Origin of the sequence: Romboutsia lituseburensis (assembly GCF_024723825.1) — a bacterium.
Taxonomy (GTDB): Bacteria; Bacillota; Clostridia; order Peptostreptococcales; family Peptostreptococcaceae; genus Romboutsia_F; species Romboutsia_F lituseburensis_A.
Genome location: NZ_JANQBQ010000001.1, coordinates 3,024,959 through 3,042,885, shown reverse-complemented (window position 1 = coordinate 3,042,885; position 17,927 = coordinate 3,024,959). Strand labels below are relative to the sequence as shown.

14 protein-coding genes, 1 tRNA gene and 3 rRNA genes are annotated in these 17,927 nt (G+C 33.1%); 1 reads left to right on the top strand and 17 read right to left on the bottom strand.

Annotated features, from left to right (window positions below):
• The 16 genes from NWE74_RS14745 to NWE74_RS19125 form a co-directional block, all read right to left on the bottom strand.
• On the bottom strand, window positions 1-1,890 hold the full coding sequence (locus NWE74_RS14745; protein WP_258243738.1) for a hypothetical protein: 1,890 nt from the start codon (window positions 1,888-1,890) through the stop codon (window positions 1-3).
• 154 nt (window positions 1,891-2,044) lie between these two features.
• The gene (locus tag NWE74_RS14740; protein WP_258243737.1) at window positions 2,045-2,227 is read right to left on the bottom strand and encodes a hypothetical protein; all 183 of its coding nucleotides are present in this window, start codon (window positions 2,225-2,227) and stop codon (window positions 2,045-2,047) included.
• 50 nt (window positions 2,228-2,277) lie between these two features.
• Window positions 2,278-2,730 (bottom strand): hypothetical protein, encoded by a 453-nt coding sequence (locus NWE74_RS14735; protein ID WP_258243736.1) that lies wholly within the window; start codon window positions 2,728-2,730, stop codon window positions 2,278-2,280.
• 95 nt (window positions 2,731-2,825) lie between these two features.
• Window positions 2,826-2,942: ribosomal RNA gene (gene rrf / locus NWE74_RS14730) — 5S ribosomal RNA — on the bottom strand.
• 135 nt (window positions 2,943-3,077) lie between these two features.
• Window positions 3,078-5,979: ribosomal RNA gene (locus tag NWE74_RS14725) — 23S ribosomal RNA — on the bottom strand.
• A gap of 234 nt (window positions 5,980-6,213) precedes the next feature.
• A tRNA-Ala gene (locus NWE74_RS14720) sits at window positions 6,214-6,289 on the bottom strand.
• A gap of 117 nt (window positions 6,290-6,406) precedes the next feature.
• Window positions 6,407-7,909: ribosomal RNA gene (locus NWE74_RS14715) — 16S ribosomal RNA — on the bottom strand.
• The 16S, 23S and 5S rRNA genes sit together here with 1 tRNA gene alongside, the layout of an rRNA operon.
• A 313-nt stretch (window positions 7,910-8,222) precedes the next feature.
• On the bottom strand, window positions 8,223-8,888 hold the full coding sequence (locus tag NWE74_RS14710) for a glycoside hydrolase family 73 protein (RefSeq protein ID WP_258243735.1): 666 nt from the start codon (window positions 8,886-8,888) through the stop codon (window positions 8,223-8,225).
• 164 nt (window positions 8,889-9,052) lie between these two features.
• Window positions 9,053-10,105, bottom strand: coding sequence for an ABC transporter substrate-binding protein (locus tag NWE74_RS14705; RefSeq protein WP_258243734.1), 1,053 nt, complete (start codon window positions 10,103-10,105; stop codon window positions 9,053-9,055).
• Entirely contained in the window at window positions 10,105-10,779 is a 675-nt protein-coding gene (locus NWE74_RS14700; protein WP_330666396.1) for an ABC transporter permease, read from the bottom strand. The genes NWE74_RS14705 and NWE74_RS14700 overlap by 1 nt, the downstream gene beginning before the upstream one ends.
• Before the next feature lie 104 nt (window positions 10,780-10,883).
• Window positions 10,884-11,720: an ABC transporter permease gene (locus NWE74_RS14695; RefSeq protein ID WP_258243733.1), complete on the bottom strand. Its 837-nt coding sequence runs from the start codon at window positions 11,718-11,720 to the stop codon at window positions 10,884-10,886.
• Window position 11,721: 1 nt separating this feature from the next.
• Window positions 11,722-12,765, bottom strand: coding sequence for a spermidine/putrescine ABC transporter ATP-binding protein (potA, locus tag NWE74_RS14690; RefSeq protein WP_258243732.1), 1,044 nt, complete (start codon window positions 12,763-12,765; stop codon window positions 11,722-11,724).
• 19 nt (window positions 12,766-12,784) lie between these two features.
• The gene (locus NWE74_RS14685; RefSeq protein WP_092727404.1) at window positions 12,785-13,324 is read right to left on the bottom strand and encodes a helix-turn-helix domain-containing protein; all 540 of its coding nucleotides are present in this window, start codon (window positions 13,322-13,324) and stop codon (window positions 12,785-12,787) included.
• A gap of 483 nt (window positions 13,325-13,807) precedes the next feature.
• Window positions 13,808-14,557 carry a glucosamine-6-phosphate deaminase gene (gene nagB / locus NWE74_RS14680; protein ID WP_258243731.1) on the bottom strand — a complete coding sequence of 250 codons (750 nt, stop codon included), beginning with the start codon at window positions 14,555-14,557 and terminating at the stop codon, window positions 13,808-13,810.
• Between the two features lie 19 nt (window positions 14,558-14,576).
• Window positions 14,577-15,707 carry an N-acetylglucosamine-6-phosphate deacetylase gene (nagA, locus tag NWE74_RS14675; protein WP_258243730.1) on the bottom strand — a complete coding sequence of 377 codons (1,131 nt, stop codon included), beginning with the start codon at window positions 15,705-15,707 and terminating at the stop codon, window positions 14,577-14,579.
• 12 nt (window positions 15,708-15,719) lie between these two features.
• Window positions 15,720-16,454: a GntR family transcriptional regulator gene (locus NWE74_RS19125; RefSeq protein ID WP_270942713.1), complete on the bottom strand. Its 735-nt coding sequence runs from the start codon at window positions 16,452-16,454 to the stop codon at window positions 15,720-15,722.
• Between the two features lie 200 nt (window positions 16,455-16,654).
• On the opposite strand from NWE74_RS19125, the gene NWE74_RS14660 reads away from it, so the two are divergent.
• The gene (locus NWE74_RS14660) at window positions 16,655-17,497 is read left to right on the top strand and encodes a S1 RNA-binding domain-containing protein (protein WP_258243729.1); all 843 of its coding nucleotides are present in this window, start codon (window positions 16,655-16,657) and stop codon (window positions 17,495-17,497) included.
• Window positions 17,498-17,607: 110 nt separating this feature from the next.
• Here the strand turns inward: NWE74_RS14660 and NWE74_RS14655 are convergent, their stop codons facing one another.
• Window positions 17,608-17,922, bottom strand: a complete 315-nt coding sequence (locus NWE74_RS14655) for a PTS lactose/cellobiose transporter subunit IIA (RefSeq protein WP_258243728.1) — start codon at window positions 17,920-17,922, stop codon at window positions 17,608-17,610.
• Between the last annotated feature and the right edge of the window lie 5 nt (window positions 17,923-17,927).

Below are 17,927 nucleotides of genomic sequence, written 5' to 3'. Positions count from 1 at the left end.
CTACTTATCCCCTTTATCTAACATCTTTAATATTAAACTGTACAAGATACTTTCTTGTATATATCCGTTAACTGTATATTCACTTTTATATGCATATACAGTTTTTGCTCCTAAAAGTAAATTATAAACCATATTGTATAAATAATACTTTTTATACTGATCTTCCATTATGTCTGTATATATTTTATTTTCTTTAAATGATTTCCTAAGTACTATAACATTACTTATATCTTTTTCGATCTTCATATTCCATGCATTACTACCTATATCCACCCAAATCTGAATTGGCCTATCCATATTGTATGATATATATGAGTACGGAGTAGATATAACTACTTGATTTGAATCACTTAATTGTTGTAACTCTGCTACAGCATAATAATCATTTATTGAACTTTTTAATGCCTCAATAAATATCTGCTCTTTCTCTTTTTCATAATCTAGTCCTAATTTAGAAATATTATCAGTAAAAACTTCGCTTTCATGTATTATATTCTTGCATATATTTACATTTTCTCTACCATATTTTAAATTAAGCATTTTATCTATGTAAAATTGAATTAAAAACTCACTTATCTTTAATACTTTAGCTTTTTTATTTTCTATATAATCTAAAAGTTCCTTTAGATCTTCATTTTCTTCTTTGTTTTTATATATTTTAAATGCTTTTACTCTATTTACATTTAAAAGTATTTCTATAAAACTTATATACTCTTCTTCCTTTATATATTGCGTGTATTCATAGAAAATACAAGTTGCTACTAAAAGAGCATTAGAGTATGGATAATCAATTATTTTTCTGTCTTTCTTTACATTAAATACATCTATGTTGTTATCTTTTAATTTATTGGTTATTTGATAATCTAATATAGTATTATTTATAGGAGATATAATAGCTATATCATTCAAATCTATACCTTTTTCATAAAGATTTATAATCTTATTCGATACTTCATCTATCATCTCACCATATAATTGACTCGAATCATTTAATTCTAATTTAGCATCTAGTGAGAATAAATCCTCAATTTCTATACTATGTTTTACTATATCCATATCTTCTTTATATTTATTTATTAGTTTCTCTTGTATATACTCCATGTCTATATTATTAAAAACAGAATAATCTCTTGTTTTATTAAAGAATAAATAAGTATTTTCTGAATAACCTTGAACTAAATTTACAAAATCTACTTCTGCTGTAGAGCAACTTTCTAAACTTTCTACTACTAAATATTCGATTTGTAATTTTAAATATTCTATATATGATTCATTTTGTAAAAGATATTTATTATATAAATAAATACTCAAAGAATTATCTAGCATTGCACTTTGTAGCAAAGTATCTATATAATAATTTATTATTTCATTCATTTGACTATAGGAAAATTTCATTATACTATCTCTATTTTTCTTTGATAAATAAATTTTTTCTCCTATTGTATTGAAATCTATTAAACTTAAAGCTGCTTTATTTATATTAGTACTTATACTCATTGATATATTTTTATTTGTACAAGTTAAGTCTTCAAAATATCCTTCTAAATTTCTTTTTTGCTTTATCTTATTGTTTAGTATATAGTCAGTTAAACTACTTGATATAAATGTAGGCGATACTACTTCTTTTTTTATTTTATTACACTTGTTAGTAATTATTGGCCAAAATTTAATTAGCTCTTTTTTTACAAAACTAATATATGTAGTTACATTTAACTCTTCACTAAACTCAAAATGGATTTTACTTTCATAATTTAATTTTGTTGCATTATTAGGTACCAAAAGCATTATATTTTTAGATCTAAAGTTACTGTCTATTAATAATTGTTGATATAATTTTAAAACTTTAGAAAACTTGTTTTTGTTATTTGTTTCATTAAATAATTTTTTCATATTTACCCTTTCTACTTCAATTTATATGTATTTATAAATATAAAATTATTATATGCGAATTTAATTGCTATATATTTATTGATGCCCTTATTATGATTATACCATAATAATTTTATTGATTTTTTAATACAAAAATGCAGCCCTTTAGGGCTGCTTAATTTATTTTTATCAAAGCTATATCTTCATTATTAACTTCTAAATAACTTATTATAAAATCATCAATAAATATATTTTCAAATCTATAATAGTTATTTATTATATTAAATTTTTCACATCTAAAACTAAAAGGACCTTTATTGATTTCAAAATCCATATATCTCATTTGTACTTCATACATATAATCACCAACCCATTCTTAATACCTAGTTTTATACCTTATTATAAGTATTAAGACTTATTGATTAATCTATTCAGTATATTTTTAATTAATGATCCAGATATAACCAATAATATATTAATTAACATTATTTGAAATGCATATAAAATAGTTATATCTTTATAAAAAAAATCAATAATTGGTGTTGTTGAAATAAAATACGGCATTAAGATCCAAACTGCAGTATTTGGACAGTTTAACACAACTTGCACATAGATTGCAAAAAAGGATAGAAATATACCTACTCCACACCCCATAATTCCAACAATTAATGCTTCTGATGCTTTTAAATTATTTTTATATCCCATATAAAAATTTATTCCAAAGTATATTAAACAAATTATACTCCCTATAAAAAGTGTTATATTATTCATAGGAACCATTTTAAAATATACAAATGAAATAAGGCATATAATTAATACGTCAAAGAATAATCTTTCTCCTACATTAAATGCTTTTTGCATGTGCTCACCCCAAATTCCTTTATTTTATTATATTTTAATCAAAGGAAAAAGGTGATTGAAATTATATTTATCAAAATTTGCAATAAAAAAAGATTACGTGGCTACGTCTTACTCTCCCAGGGGGTCGCCCCCCAAGTACCATCAGCGCTAAAGAGCTTAACTTCTGTGTTCGGAATGGGAACAGGTGTATCCTCTTTGCTATAATAACCACATAATCTTTATTTTTAGAGTTAATACTCTGAAAACTGTATACCATTTAGATTGAATCATTTATTTTAGCAACCGAAATCTACCTTATTAAATATATAATAATGATTTGGTTGGCGATATAAACCTTTAGGTTTATTTTGGTCAAGTCCTCGACCTATTAGTATCGATAAGCTAAATACATTACTGCACTTACACCTTCGACCTATCAACCAGGTAGTCTTCCTGGGGTCTTACCCTTACGGTGGGAAATCTTATCTTGAAGTTGGCTTCGCGCTTAGATGCTTTCAGCGCTTATCCATTCCGTACATAGCTACCCAGCCATGCCCTTGGCAGAACAACTGGTACACCAGAGGTACGTCCATCCCGGTCCTCTCGTACTAAGGACAGGTCTCCTCAAATTTCCTACGCCTGCGACGGATAGGGACCGAACTGTCTCACGACGTTCTGAACCCAGCTCGCGTACCACTTTAATGGGCGAACAGCCCAACCCTTGGGACCTACTACAGCCCCAGGATGTGATGAGCCGACATCGAGGTGCCAAACCTCCCCGTCGATGTGGACTCTTGGGGGAGATAAGCCTGTTATCCCCAGGGTAGCTTTTATCCGTTGAGCGATGGCCCTTCCATGCGGTACCACCGGATCACTAAGTCCGACTTTCGTCCTTGCTCGACCTGTATGTCTTGCAATCAAGCTTCCTTTTGCCTTTGCACTCTTCGCACGATTTCCGACCGTGCTGAGGAAACCTTTGAGCGCCTCCGTTACTTTTTAGGAGGCGACCGCCCCAGTCAAACTGCCCACCTGACGGTGTCCCAAGACCTGATTCAAGGCCTATGGTTAGGATCCCAGTACTACAAGGGTGGTATCCCAAGGATGACTCCACACAAACTGGCGTTCATGCTTCATAGTCTCCCACCTATCCTGTACATGTAGTACCAAGACCCAACGTCAAGCTACAGTAAAGCTCCATGGGGTCTTTCCGTCCTGTCGCAGGTACCCGGCATCTTCACCGGGATTACAATTTCACCGAGTCTATTGTTGAGACAGTGCCCAAATCGTTACGCCTTTCGTGCGGGTCGGAACTTACCCGACAAGGAATTTCGCTACCTTAGGACCGTTATAGTTACGGCCGCCGTTTACTGGGGCTTAAGTTCACTGCTTCGGATTGCTCCTGACAGATCCCCTTAACCTTCCAGCACCGGGCAGGCGTCAGCTCCTATACATCGTCTTGCGACTTAGCAGAAACCTGTGTTTTTGGTAAACAGTCGCTTGGGCCTATTCTCTGCGGCCATCCAAAGGATGGCACCCCTTCTCCCTAAGTTACGGGGTCATTTTGCCGAGTTCCTTAACAATAGTTCTCTCGCTGGCCTTAGGATACTCTCCTCACCCACCTGTGTCGGTTTACGGTACGGGCGCCTTTAAACTCGATAGAGACTTTTCTCGACAGTGTGAAATCAGCTACTTCGCTACTAAATTTCGCTCCCCATCGTACCCCAGCATTATCTAGACGGATTTGCCTATCTAGACTGCCTCAGTACTTAGCCACACATAACCAACAGTGTGGTTAGCTTATCCTACTGTGTCATCCCATTTCTCAAACGCTTATTGGCGGTACAGGAATATCAACCTGTTGTCCATCACCTACGCCTTTCGGCCTCGGCTTAGGTCCCGACTAACCCAGGGCGGACGAACCTTCCCCTGGAAACCTTGGGTTTACGGCCCGTGGGATTCTCACCCACGTCTCGCTACTCATGCCAACATTCTCACTCGTATACTGTCCACATGTCCTTACGGTCATGCTTCAGCCTGCATACGAAGCTCCCCTACCCATCATAATGATGCCGTAGCTTCGGTAGTACGTTTTAGCCCCGGAAATTTTCGGCGCAGGATCACTCGACCAGTGAGCTATTACGCACTCTTTAAATGAGTGGCTGCTTCTAAGCCAACATCCTGGTTGTCTGTGCAATCCCACATCCTTTACCACTTAACGTACATTTAGGGACCTTAGCTGACGATCTGGGCTGTTGCCCTCTTGACTATGAATCTTATCACCCACAGTCTGACTCCCAAGTAAAAGAAAACGGCATTCGGAGTTTGATAGTCTTCGGTAAGTGCAATACCCCCTAGGACATTCAGTGCTCTACCTCCGTTTCTCTACGCTTGAGGCTAGCCCTAAAGCTATTTCGGGGAGAACCAGCTATCTCCGGGCTCGATTGGAATTTCACCGCTATCCACAAGTCATCCCCGAGCTTTTCAACGCTCGTGGGTTCGGTCCTCCACGAAATTTTACTTTCGCTTCAACCTGCTCATGGATAGGTCGCCCGGTTTCGGGTCTACGTCAAGTAACTTAGGTCGCCCATTTAAGACTCGCTTTCGCTACGGCTCCACACCTGAAGTGCTTAACCTTGCTACTTAACGTAACTCGTTGGCCCGTTCTACAAAAAGTACGCGGTCACACAAGAAATGTGCTCCCACAGCTTGTAAGTGCAGGGTTTCAGGTTCTATTTCACTCCCCTCCCGGGGTTCTTTTCACCTTTCCCTCACGGTACTATGCGCTATCGGTCACTAGGTAGTATTTAGGCTTGGAGGATGGTCCCTCCTGCTTCCCACAGGGTTTCACGTGTCCCGTGGTACTCTGGATCATGCTAGTAGCTTTCTCGTTTCAATTACAGGGCTATTACCTTCTATGGCGGAGCTTTCCAACTCTCTTCATTTACGATAGTGCATCCATGTTGCATGTCCGCAACCCCAACGAAGAAAACTTCATTGGTTTGGCCTTATCCGCGTTCGCTCGCCGCTACTTACGGAATCGAATTTCTTTCTTTTCCTCCAGGTACTTAGATGTTTCAGTTCCCCAGGTTCCCCTTATTAAGCTATGTATTCACTTAACAATACTTAGACATTACTCTAAGTGAGTTTCCTCATTCGGAAATCTTCGGATCAAAGTTTACGTGCAACTCCCCGAAGCTTATCGCAGCTTATCACGTCCTTCATCGGCTCCTAGTGCCAAGGCATCCGCCCTGCACCCTTAATAACTTGACCAGTTATTAAAAGTTATCGCTACTGAACAAACTTTGTATTCACTCGGTTTATTCCAGTGCTTAAAGTTGTAATTTTAAAGACTTTTTTTGTCGATGATATTTTTAGAAGTTATCTTCTTCATATATAAAATGATGTCATATCACTAAATGTTATACAGTTTTCAAAGTACTAAAGTACATCGCCAACGAACAATTTTCGCATATGCTCAACTTATTACGTTGCTTAAAGTACTAATGGTGGAGATGAGGAGGATCGAACTCCTGACCCCTTGCGTGCAAGGCAAGTGCTCTCCCAGCTGAGCTACACCCCCATTTTTCCGACACACGATATTTTAATACATTTAACCTCATATGTCAATAAGTTTTTTTACTTTTTTACAAAAAAAAATAAAAACCCTCAAAATTAAACAGTAGGTAATTCTCCTTAGAAAGGAGGTGATCCAGCCGCACCTTCCGATACGGCTACCTTGTTACGACTTCACCCCAGTTATTGGCTTCACCTTCGACGGACGCTTCCAAAAGGTTAGCTATCCGGCTTCGGGCGCCTCCAACTCCCGTGGTGTGACGGGCGGTGTGTACAAGACCCGGGAACGCATTCACCGCAGCATTCTGATCTGCGATTACTAGTAACTCCAGCTTCATGTAGGCGAGTTTCAGCCTACAATCCGAACTGAGAATGGCTTTAAGGGATTAGCTCCGCCTCACGACTTGGCCGCCCTCTGTACCACCCATTGTAGCACGTGTGTAGCCCTAAGCATAAGGGGCATGATGATTTGACGTCATCCCCACCTTCCTCCAGGTTATCCCTGGCAGTCCCTCTAGAGTGCCCAACTTAATGCTGGCAACTAAAGGCAAGGGTTGCGCTCGTTGCGGGACTTAACCCAACATCTCACGACACGAGCTGACGACAACCATGCACCACCTGTCACTTCTGTCCCCGAAGGGAAATCTCCGATTAGGGAGAGGTCAAAAGGATGTCAAGCTTAGGTAAGGTTCTTCGCGTTGCTTCGAATTAAACCACATGCTCCGCTACTTGTGCGGGTCCCCGTCAATTCCTTTGAGTTTCACTCTTGCGAGCGTACTTCCCAGGCGGAGTACTTAATGCGTTAGCTGCGCCACCGAGGGGGGTAACCCCCGACAGCTAGTACTCATCGTTTACGGCGTGGACTACCAGGGTATCTAATCCTGTTTGCTCCCCACGCTTTCGTGCCTCAGTGTCAGTTACAGTCCAGAGAGCCGCCTTCGCAACTGGTATTCCTCCTAATATCTACGCATTTCACCGCTACACTAGGAATTCTACTCTCCTCTCCTGCACTCAAGTCTCTTAGTTTCAAAAGCTTACTACGGTTGAGCCGTAGCCTTTCACTTCTGACTTAAGAAACCACCTACGCACCCTTTACGCCCAGTAATTCCGGATAACGCTAGCCCCCTACGTATTACCGCGGCTGCTGGCACGTAGTTAGCCGGGGCTTCCTCCTCAAGTACCGTCATTATCTTCCTTGAGGACAGAGCTTTACGACCCGAAGGCCTTCATCGCTCACGCGGCGTTGCTGCATCAGGCTTTCGCCCATTGTGCAATATTCCCCACTGCTGCCTCCCGTAGGAGTTTGGACCGTGTCTCAGTTCCAATGTGGCCGATCACCCTCTCAGGTCGGCTACTGATCGTCGCCTTGGTAAGCCGTTACCTTACCAACTAGCTAATCAGACGCGGGTCCATCCTGTACCGCCGGAGCTTTGATACTTCTACCATGCGATAAAAATATGTCATCCCGTATTAGCATACCTTTCGGTATGTTATCCGTGTGTACAGGGCAGGTTACCCACGCGTTACTCACCCGTCCGCCGCTCTCTTCCGAAGAAAATCGCTCGACTTGCATGTGTTAGGCACGCCGCCAGCGTTCATCCTGAGCCAGGATCAAACTCTCAAAATAAATTTGAATTTATCTCGCCAACGATATGTCTTCGCATTCGCTCAGCCACATCCGTTGCTCCAATAAAAGTTGTCCATCGCTCAGCTAATCATTATCTGAATATCTGGCTTGGTTTGTGTTTAATTCTATAAAGAATTATGTTTGTTTCTATAAATTAACCTACTGTTTAATTTTCAAAGTTCTTACTAGCTCTTATCGAGTACATTTAATATATTAACATTTTTATTGTAATAGGTCAATATTTTTATCTAAATTTTTTTAATTTATTAGATTTTAATTCCAAATATTCTTCAACGTCTATATAAATGACTTTTTATCTATATATCTTATCTATCTTATGAAGACCATATCTCTTTATTATATCTATTAACATGTCAGCGTATATAAACTCTCCACTTTTATTTTGTTTAGTGCTATATCCCGCATCTTCTAATGCTTGAGCTTGATCTTTATAATTTTTAGCTTTAAAAACTCCGTATTCTTCATATCTGGGGTTCTCAACTAAAAACTTAGCATGATCCTCTATTGATTTATTTATGTCTTCATACTTTCTAAATTTTGCAGTTATGGTATCATCATAATTTTCAGATGTTATTACCTCTACGTAATCTCCATTCCAGCTTATGTCTGCTTTAATTCCAAATATATTATTACTTTCCGTGGCTAATTTTGATTGACCCCATCCAGACTCTAGTATTGCTTGTGCTATAGTTACAGATGGATATATACCGTATTTTTTATAACTTTTCTTAGCACCTTTTTCTATACTTTTTATAAAACTTGTTTTATCTTTGTCTAATGATAATTCTATTTCTTTTTTCTCTTCTAATTCTTTTGTTTCTAAATCTTTTGTAATTAAAAATAATGCCACTATACTTAATAATACACATCCAGTAATACTTATTTTTTTACTGTATAACTTTAACTTGCTTAATATCTTTTTATTTTTTCCTAAGTGCTTTATTCTTTTTTTCCCCATTCGCGCCTCCTAATCTTTAAACTATATTAATTATATTATTGAGAAAATAAAAAAAGTCTTCTATATTTTATTTTTCCAGAAGACTTTTAATACAAAATAATTTATTCTTATATAATATAAAAAGAGTAGAAAAAAATCTACTCTTTTTATATTATATATTAAATTTACTTAGATTTTAATTCTATCCAAGCTCTATCATATACCTTTATATCACTACCTAAATCTACAAATGTTTCACACTTATCTAATAACTCTTTAGATGGGTAAGCAACAGGATTTGAAGTAATTTCCTTATCCAATAACTTTAATGCTCCTGTATTTGGAATAGAGTATCCTATATATTCCGCATTAACCTTCGCATTTTCTGGGTCTAGTAAAAAATTTATGAACATTTCAGATTCTTTTTTATTTTGAGCTGTTTTAGGAATACACATTGCATCTACCCATTTATTAGTACCTTCTTTAGGTATAGCATAATCTAAATTAGGATTTTGATCCATTAATGTTACTGCATCACCTGAATATATTATACCCATAGCAACTTCTTCACCTAATAATCTATCTTTACCTTCATCATTTACATAAGCCATAACTAAATCTTTTTGTTTCATTAATACTTCTTTAGCTTCATTTATTTCTTTAGGATTTGTCGTGTTTATGCTGTATCCTAACTTTTTAAGACCTATAGCCATAGTATCTCTAACCGAGTCAAACATCATTATATTACCCTTATATTTTGGATTCCATAATATATCCCAGCTATCTACAGGATCTTTTACCATTTTTTTATTATATAATATTCCAAATGTTCCCCACATATATGGTACACTGTACTCATTAGTCTCATCATATATCGGATTTAAAAATGACTTATCTATATATTTCATATTTGGTATATTTTTAAAATCTATTTTCTGAATTAAATTCTCACTCTTCATTTTTTCAACCATATAATCAGATGGGAATACTAAATCATAATTAGTGCTACCACTTTTAACTTTTTGATACATCATCTCATTAGTATCATAAGTTTCGTAAAGAACATCTATACCAGTTTCTTTTTCAAACTTACTGATAAGTTCTTCATCTATATAATCTCCGACATTATATACATTAAGTACTTTTCTAGAATCTGTTGATTTTTTACATCCTGTTGTTAAACTTAATGTAAGAATACCTATAGTCATTAGTGATATAACTTTTTTCATTTTGCTCATTATTCACCACTCCTTACTATAGATTGCTTCTTATTCGATAGTAAAAGTAATCCTAAAACTACTATAAACATTATAGTTGATAAAGCATTTATTTCAGGTTTTATACCTCTTCTAGCCATACCATATATTTCTATCGAAAGGTTGCTAACTCCATTTCCTGTGTTAAAGAAACTTATTATGAAATCATCTACTGACATAGTAAATGCAATCAGAAACCCAGATATTATACCTGGTTTTATTTGAGGTAATATTACTTTTCTAAGTGCATATATTGGTGTTGCACCTAAGTCCATCGCTGCTTCCTCTATATTTTGAGGTAAGCTCTTTATTTTTGGTAAAACTGATAATATTACATATGGGATATTAAACATTATGTGTGATAAAAGCATTGTAGTAAATCCAAATTCTATATTTACAAAAGCAAATAAACTCATTAATGCTACTGCAGTAACTATATCCGGATTTAATACTGGAAGATAGTTTATATTTAACATTAACTTTCTTCTTTTAGATCTCATTTTGTGTATACCTATCGCACTTATAGTACCTATTATTGTTGCTATTAAAGATGAAAGCAACGCTACTATTAAAGTATAGTATAAAGCACTCATTATACTTTCATTATGAATTAACCTTTCATACCATTTAAAAGTGAATCCTCCCCAGTGAGCCATCGATTTAGAATCATTGAAAGAGAATACTACTAATGCAAATATTGGTGCATATAAAAATATAAATACTAAAAATAAATATATATTAGATACTGCTTTCTTTAACCTTAAAATAATAACCCACCGCCTTCCTTGTCAGATTCATCTTCGAACTTAGCCATTACAGCCATTGATATTAGGATTACTATCATCATGAATATTGATACAGCAGATCCGAAATTCCAATCTCCAACTACTGTAAATTGTTGTTCTATTAAGTCTCCAAGTAACATAAACTTACCACCACCTAATAGTCTTGATATAGCAAAAGTCGTAACCGCTGGCATAAACACCATAGTTATTCCTGATACTACACCTGGTAAACTCAGCGGGAATATCACTTTAGTAAATACTTGTAAACTATTTGCACCTAAGTCTTTAGCTGCATTTACTAAATCATTATCCATTTTAGATAAAGATGTATATATTGGTAAAACCATAAATGGCAAGAAATTGTAAACCATTCCCAGCAATATCGCAAAATTAGTATATAATATACCAACTGGCTCTATTCCAAAGAACCCAAGGAATGAATTTATAAGTCCATTTTTGCCAAGTATAGCTACCCATGCATATGTTCTTAATAAGAAGTTCATCCACATAGGAAGGATAAATAATAATATTAAAGTTCCTCTTTTACTTATGTGCGCTTTTGATATTATGTAGGCTACAGGATATCCTACCACAAGACATATTAGAGTCGATATTCCCGCTAACATTATTGATCTAAAGAATACTTTAAAATATATCGGGTCCATTAATTCTTTATAGTTCTGTAGTGAAAAAACATATCCATTATCTGTTTCTTGTGAAAAACTGAAAAATACTACTAGTATTAAAGGGATTACAATAAATATTGCACTCCATATTATATATGGATATGCTAAAAAAGATTTTTTCTTCATTTTAATTACTCTCTTTTCTCATTATATGGATATCTTCTGGATATATATCCATACCTAATTCTGACCCAACTTGAGCAGTTTTAGTATTGTGAAGTATCCACTTTCTATCATTTTCTTCAAGTTCGATTTCATAATGAACACCCTTGAATACTGTAGAAGTAACTTTTCCCTTTAACATTCCATCTTCTGGATTAACCATTTTTATATCTTCCGGTCTGATTACAACCTCTATATTTTCATTTCTATTGAAACCTTTATCTACACAATCAAAAGTTCTATTGCAAAATTCAACTTTATAGTCATCTAACATTATTCCATCAAATATATTACTTTCACCTATAAATCTTGCTACAAACGAGTTTTTAGGTTCATTATATATATCTTCAGGAGTACCCATTTGCTGTATTTGACCTTTATTCATTACTATTATCGTATCTGACATACTAAGAGCTTCTTCTTGATCATGTGTTACAAATATAAAAGTTATTCCTAACTTTTGTTGCATCCTTTTTAATTCAATTTGCATTTCTTGTCTTAGTTTTAAATCTAGAGCTCCTAAAGGTTCATCCAGTAAAAGCACTTTAGGTTCATTTACTAAGGCTCTTGCTATAGCAATTCTTTGCTGTTGTCCACCACTTAATGAGTCAACTTTTCTATTTTCTTTTCCTTCTAATGCCACTAGTTTTAACATCTCTCTGACCTTTTTATCTATCTGAACCTTAGGCATTTTTTTTATTTTTAAGCCAAATGCTATATTCTCATATACATTCATATGTGGAAATAAGGCATATTTTTGGAATACTGTATTTACTGGTCTTTGATATGGTGGTATCTCATTTATATCTTTACCTTCAAATAAAACTTTTCCTTCATCTGCATATTCAAATCCTGCTATAATTTTTAAAGTTGTTGTCTTTCCACAACCACTTGGTCCTAGCAGTGTTAAAAATTCATTTTTCTTTATGTCTAAAGATAAATTATCTAATACTTTTAAATCATCATATTGTTTGCATAAATTTCTTAATTCTATTATGTTTTCTTCCAATTTTATTAACACCTCTTTTCTAGAATGACGGCGGGGTACTTACCCAAATCACTTTTGCAGTTGTTTTTCCTGCATTAGATATATAGTGATTTGCTCTTGGTTTAAAGTAAAAACTTTCGCCTTTTCTTACCTTACTCTTTTTATCACCTATATGAACATATACTGCACCTGCAAGTACATAGCCGAACTCTTCACCTTCATGGGGTTTTTCTTCTTTATATTGCCCACCTGGATATAAAGTTATTATTACAGGCTCCATTTCATTCTTTTGTGAGTTTGGTATTAGCCATTTAAATGTATACTTTAATTCTTCATCCTCTGTTTCAAACATATCATCTTTTGTAAAGCAGATTCTTTCATCATCTATTTCATTAAAAAATTCCCTTAAATTTGTACCTAATATTTCAAGTATATCTATAAGGGTAGCAATGGATGGTGATGTTAAGTTATTTTCTAATTGAGATATAAACCCTTTTGAAAGTTCACATCTATTAGCCAACTCTTCCTGGGTTAGTTGTTTTTCGATTCTCATTCGTTTTATTTTTTCACCGATATCCATACTTACACCTCCTAATTTTTATTTTGTTATTATAACTAAACCTAATGTTTAAAATATCTAAACAACAAAACTTATTATATAAAAGTTTATGTTATAATTCAATAGTTTTTGAACATTTTTTTATTTTTTATTTAAATAAAAAAATCTAGCATTTTAAACACTTTGTCTCATTTATTCTATAAAGAGTGTTTATATTAATATTTATAAAGTTTAGTATCTCTAACTCATATAAATATCTATATTTTTTTTATATTTAATAATTTTTGCAATATTTATTTATAATTACTTGCTTTTTCGCTTACTTTATATTAGATTCTAATTCAAATTAAAATATATTAATTCTTTAGATATAACTTATAATTTACATTTTTTCAGTAATATATTGATTTTTGATTATTTTTATATTTAATTATATTTTTACACATATAAAAAGAGCATTATAGGTATATATAAATCCTATAAAATGCTCTTTTGTGTTTTATATTAAACTAATTTGTAATCTTCAGGATTTAATTTGCTTGCAGCTGCTTCATCTAGTATAAGTACTATGTCATTGTGGAATTGTAATATCGATGCTGGAACTTCTGGTATTACTTTTCCATAAACAGTATTATATATAGCATCTGCTTTACTGTCTCCACATGCTAGTAGCATTATTTTTCTAGCTTTAAATATTGAACCTGTACCCATAGTTATAGCCTTTTTAGGTACATCTTCTATTTTTTCAAAAAATCTTGCATTAGCCTCTATTGTGCTCTCTTTTAAATCTACTAGATGAGTTCCTCTTTCAAAGTTTATAGTAGGCTCATTGAATCCAATATGTGCATTATGCCCTATTCCTAATACTTGTATATCTACGCCACCAGATTCTTTTATTTGCTTATCATATGTTTCACATTCTAATTCTACATTTGAAGCCATTCCATTTGGTATGTGTATATTTTCATTTTTTACATTTATATGATTAAATAGGTTTACCCTCATAAAATAATCATAACTTTGATCACTTGTTTTAGGTAAATTATAATATTCATCTAAATTAAATGTACTCACTTCTGAAAAATCAATCAACTTCTCATTATACATTTTTACTAATTCCTTATACATGCCTACAGGAGTACTTCCTGTTGCTAAACCTAATACTGAATTTGGTTTCAATGTAACTTGACTTAATATCATCTGAGCTGCTTTTTTGCTCATTTCATCGTAATTTTTACAAACTAATATTCTCATTTTTGTTGACCCCCGTAGATTATTTTTTATAGATTACTTTTCCATCACTTATTGTCATATAACAATTTATATTCTTATCAAATATTGCAATATCCGCGTCTTTACCTATTTCTAAACTTCCTTTTTTATCATCTATATTTAGAGATTTTGCAGGATTTATAGATGCTAATTTTATAACTCTTCTTATATCTAAGTCTGTGTTATTCATAAAATTATATACCATTTTATTTAACGGCATTACACTTCCTGCTAAACTTCCACTTTCTAGCCTTGCTTGATTATCTTTTACTATAACTTTTTGCCCACCCAAAGAATATTCTCCTGGTTCCAAACCTCCAGCCTCAATTGAGTCCGTTATTAAAATAATTTTATCCTCACCTTTATTCTTTAATATAAATGGGAATAAATCTTTTAATATGTGTATCTCATCTGCTATAACTTCGCAAAATACATCCATAGTTAAAGCTGCACCAACAACACCTGGATCCCTATGATTCAATCCACTCATACCATTAAACATATGAGTTATATTTTTAGCCCCTAAGTTAATTGCTCCTTTTGCCTCTTCAAACTTAGCTCTACTATGCCCAATAGATAAAACTATATTTGTATTTTTTCTAATTTTTTTTGTAAATTCAAAATTATAATCTGTTTCTGGAGCATACGTTATCACCTTAATTACATCTTTGTATTCTTCTATAAGATTATAGCTAGGAGAAACTATAAATTTAGGATTTTGAGCTCCTTTATAATCTACATTTATAAACGGTCCTTCTAAATGAGCTCCTAAAACTCTTGCCCCTTCTATATCTTTATTCATCAAGTGTATTATAGTGTCTAATGCTTTTTTTATAGATTCTTCATCCATAGTCATAGTTGTCGGTAAAAAAGATGTTACTCCATGTCTAGATATTGATTTAGAAATTGTAAATATTGATTCTTCATCTCCATTCATTACATCCTTACCCATATTTCCATGTATGTGTATATCTATTAACCCTGGGCAGACATAATTTCCATTTGCATCAATCACTTGGCATTCTTGTGGTACTTTATCCGTTATATCTATTATTTTTTCATCAAAAACTAAAACTTTATTTTCTAAAATTTGATTTTCTAAAACTATTTTTCCATTTATTATACATTTCATATATACCACATCCTATTCACTTAGTATTAATTCATACTGATATTTATCACTTCTAAATATTGAGATTGTATATTCTATAGGCTGATTATCTGCATTGTATGAGTTTCTTTGTATTTTAAGTGCTAAAGTTCCATCTTCTGCATCCAATATATTGCACTCTTCTTCTGACAACATTATTGGTTCCATGGTTTGCTCTGCTTTTTGGATTTTGTAATTATAATTTTCACTTAGCATTTTATAAAGTGAATTATTGTCTATCATTTTTTTAGTAAAACCTTTGCATGTATCTTCTGACAAGTATACTGTTTCTAATCCAAAAGGTTCTCCATCCATATACCTTAGTCTTATAACCTTATAAACATTTGTTTCTTCATTATCTATATTTAATTTTTTCTTTATTAATTCACTCGGTACTTCCATTTCAAAAGATAATATATCAGTTCTTATATTTATACCTTTTTCTTTCATTACATCTGTAAACCCTTTTACACTTCTAAATTGGTATTTCTTTTTGTTCTTTGCAACAAAAGTTCCTTTGCCTTGAACTCTATATAATAAACCTTCTGATACTAGACCTACAATTGCTTTATTTACAGTCATACGACTTACATTTTGCATATTACATAGCTCTCGTTCTGGGATTATAGAATCACCTTCTTTTAGTTCTCCAGTTTCTATCATCTTTTTTATTATAGAGCTAAGTTGAATATGTAAAGGTGTTGTGCTGCTTTTATCTACTATTTCCATTTATATCACCGCTTTTTTATATGGTATATACCTTTTTGGTATATACCAATTATAACTTATTTTTGTAGTAATTTTCAATACTTTCATACTAATTTGCACAAAATATTTATGTATTATATTTTTTATTTATATGCTATTATATTAAATTATGAATAATGTTTTATAATTTATTTAAGCATAAAACAAAGGAGATGATAATTTTGATAAAAATAGGTGATTACAATAAACTAGAAGTAAAAAGAAAAACTGATTTCGGTTACTTCCTAGATGGTAAAACAAATAATACAAATGACGATATACTACTTCACAACAGATTACTTAACAAAAACACAATCAATGTAGGTGATACTGTAGATGCATTTATATACATAGACTCTGAAGGTAGAAAAGCAGCTACTCTTGTACCTACAAAGGCTAAAGTAAATGAAATTGCATACTTAAAGGTTGTTGCTCATACTAAAATAGGTAGCTTTATAGATATAGGTCTACAAAAAGATATTTTAGTTCCTTTTAAATCTAAAACATATGATTTAGAAAAAGGATGTAGATATCCTTTCTTTATATACCTAGATAAAACTGGAAGACTTGCTGCTACAACAGATATCGATAGCTACCTTACAACTGATCACGAGTATAATGTATCTGATAAGGTTTCAGGGGTAGTTTACGGTTTCCAAACGAATAATTCAGCTATGATTTGTGTAGATAACAAATACGCTGGTGTTATCCTTCACAATGAATACTTTAATGAGCTAAAAATAGGTGATAATTTAGAAGATTTAACTATTATAAAGATATATGAAGACGGAAAACTTGGACTTTCTCCTAGATCAGGTAGAAAGGAAGAACTTGATTCTTTAGAAACAAAAATAATGAACTACCTTGAAGGTTCAGATGGATCTATGAGATTTAATGATAAATCAACACCTGAAGAAATAAGCACAGTTTTCAATACAAGTAAGAAAAACTTTAAACGTACTCTTGGAGTATTAATGAAAAAAGGATTAATATCTCAAGACGAAAATGGTACACACTTAAAGTAATATCTAAAAAAAATGTTGGTATATAGCCAACATTTTTTTATGCTTGCCAGCTTATATGTATATGCTAAAAGACTAGTTACTATGAGCAACTAGTCTTTATATTAACCATATTATTTTTCTAATCTTTCATATAAATCTATAAATTCTTCAGCTAATTGTTGGAAATTCATAGCATTCATAAGATGGTCTTGAGCGTGAACTAATATAACACTCATTTCAGTTTTATTACCACTTGCTTCATTTTGAATTAATTCAGTTTGGAATCTATGTGCTACAACCATTCCTTCTTTTGATTTTTTTATACATTCTCTCGCAGCTTCTATATTGCCTTCTTTAGCTTCTCTTATTGCCTCAAAAGCTAATCCCTTAGCATCCCCTGCATGAGCTATTATATTAAAAGATATTTCTATTATTTTTTCATCCATATGTC

Bases quoted from the DNA above. Each gene is read 5' to 3' on its own strand.
- NWE74_RS14710 (WP_258243735.1), bottom strand. From the start codon at position 8,888: ATGGGGAAAAAAAGAATAAAGCACTTAGGAAAAAATAAAAAGATATTA.
- NWE74_RS14685 (WP_092727404.1), bottom strand. From the start codon at position 13,324: ATGGATATCGGTGAAAAAATAAAACGAATGAGAATCGAAAAACAACTA.
- NWE74_RS14695 (WP_258243733.1), bottom strand. From the start codon at position 11,720: ATGAAGAAAAAATCTTTTTTAGCATATCCATATATAATATGGAGTGCA.
- NWE74_RS14745 (WP_258243738.1), bottom strand. From the start codon at position 1,890: ATGAAAAAATTATTTAATGAAACAAATAACAAAAACAAGTTTTCTAAA.
- NWE74_RS14705 (WP_258243734.1), bottom strand. From the start codon at position 10,105: ATGAGCAAAATGAAAAAAGTTATATCACTAATGACTATAGGTATTCTT.
- nagB (WP_258243731.1), bottom strand. From the start codon at position 14,557: ATGAGAATATTAGTTTGTAAAAATTACGATGAAATGAGCAAAAAAGCA.
- NWE74_RS14655 (WP_258243728.1), bottom strand. From the start codon at position 17,922: ATGGATGAAAAAATAATAGAAATATCTTTTAATATAATAGCTCATGCA.
- NWE74_RS14735 (WP_258243736.1), bottom strand. From the start codon at position 2,730: ATGCAAAAAGCATTTAATGTAGGAGAAAGATTATTCTTTGACGTATTA.
- nagA (WP_258243730.1), bottom strand. From the start codon at position 15,707: ATGAAATGTATAATAAATGGAAAAATAGTTTTAGAAAATCAAATTTTA.
- NWE74_RS14700 (WP_330666396.1), bottom strand. From the start codon at position 10,779: ATGGCTCACTGGGGAGGATTCACTTTTAAATGGTATGAAAGGTTAATT.
- NWE74_RS19125 (WP_270942713.1), bottom strand. From the start codon at position 16,454: ATGGAAATAGTAGATAAAAGCAGCACAACACCTTTACATATTCAACTT.
- NWE74_RS14740 (WP_258243737.1), bottom strand. From the start codon at position 2,227: ATGTATGAAGTACAAATGAGATATATGGATTTTGAAATCAATAAAGGT.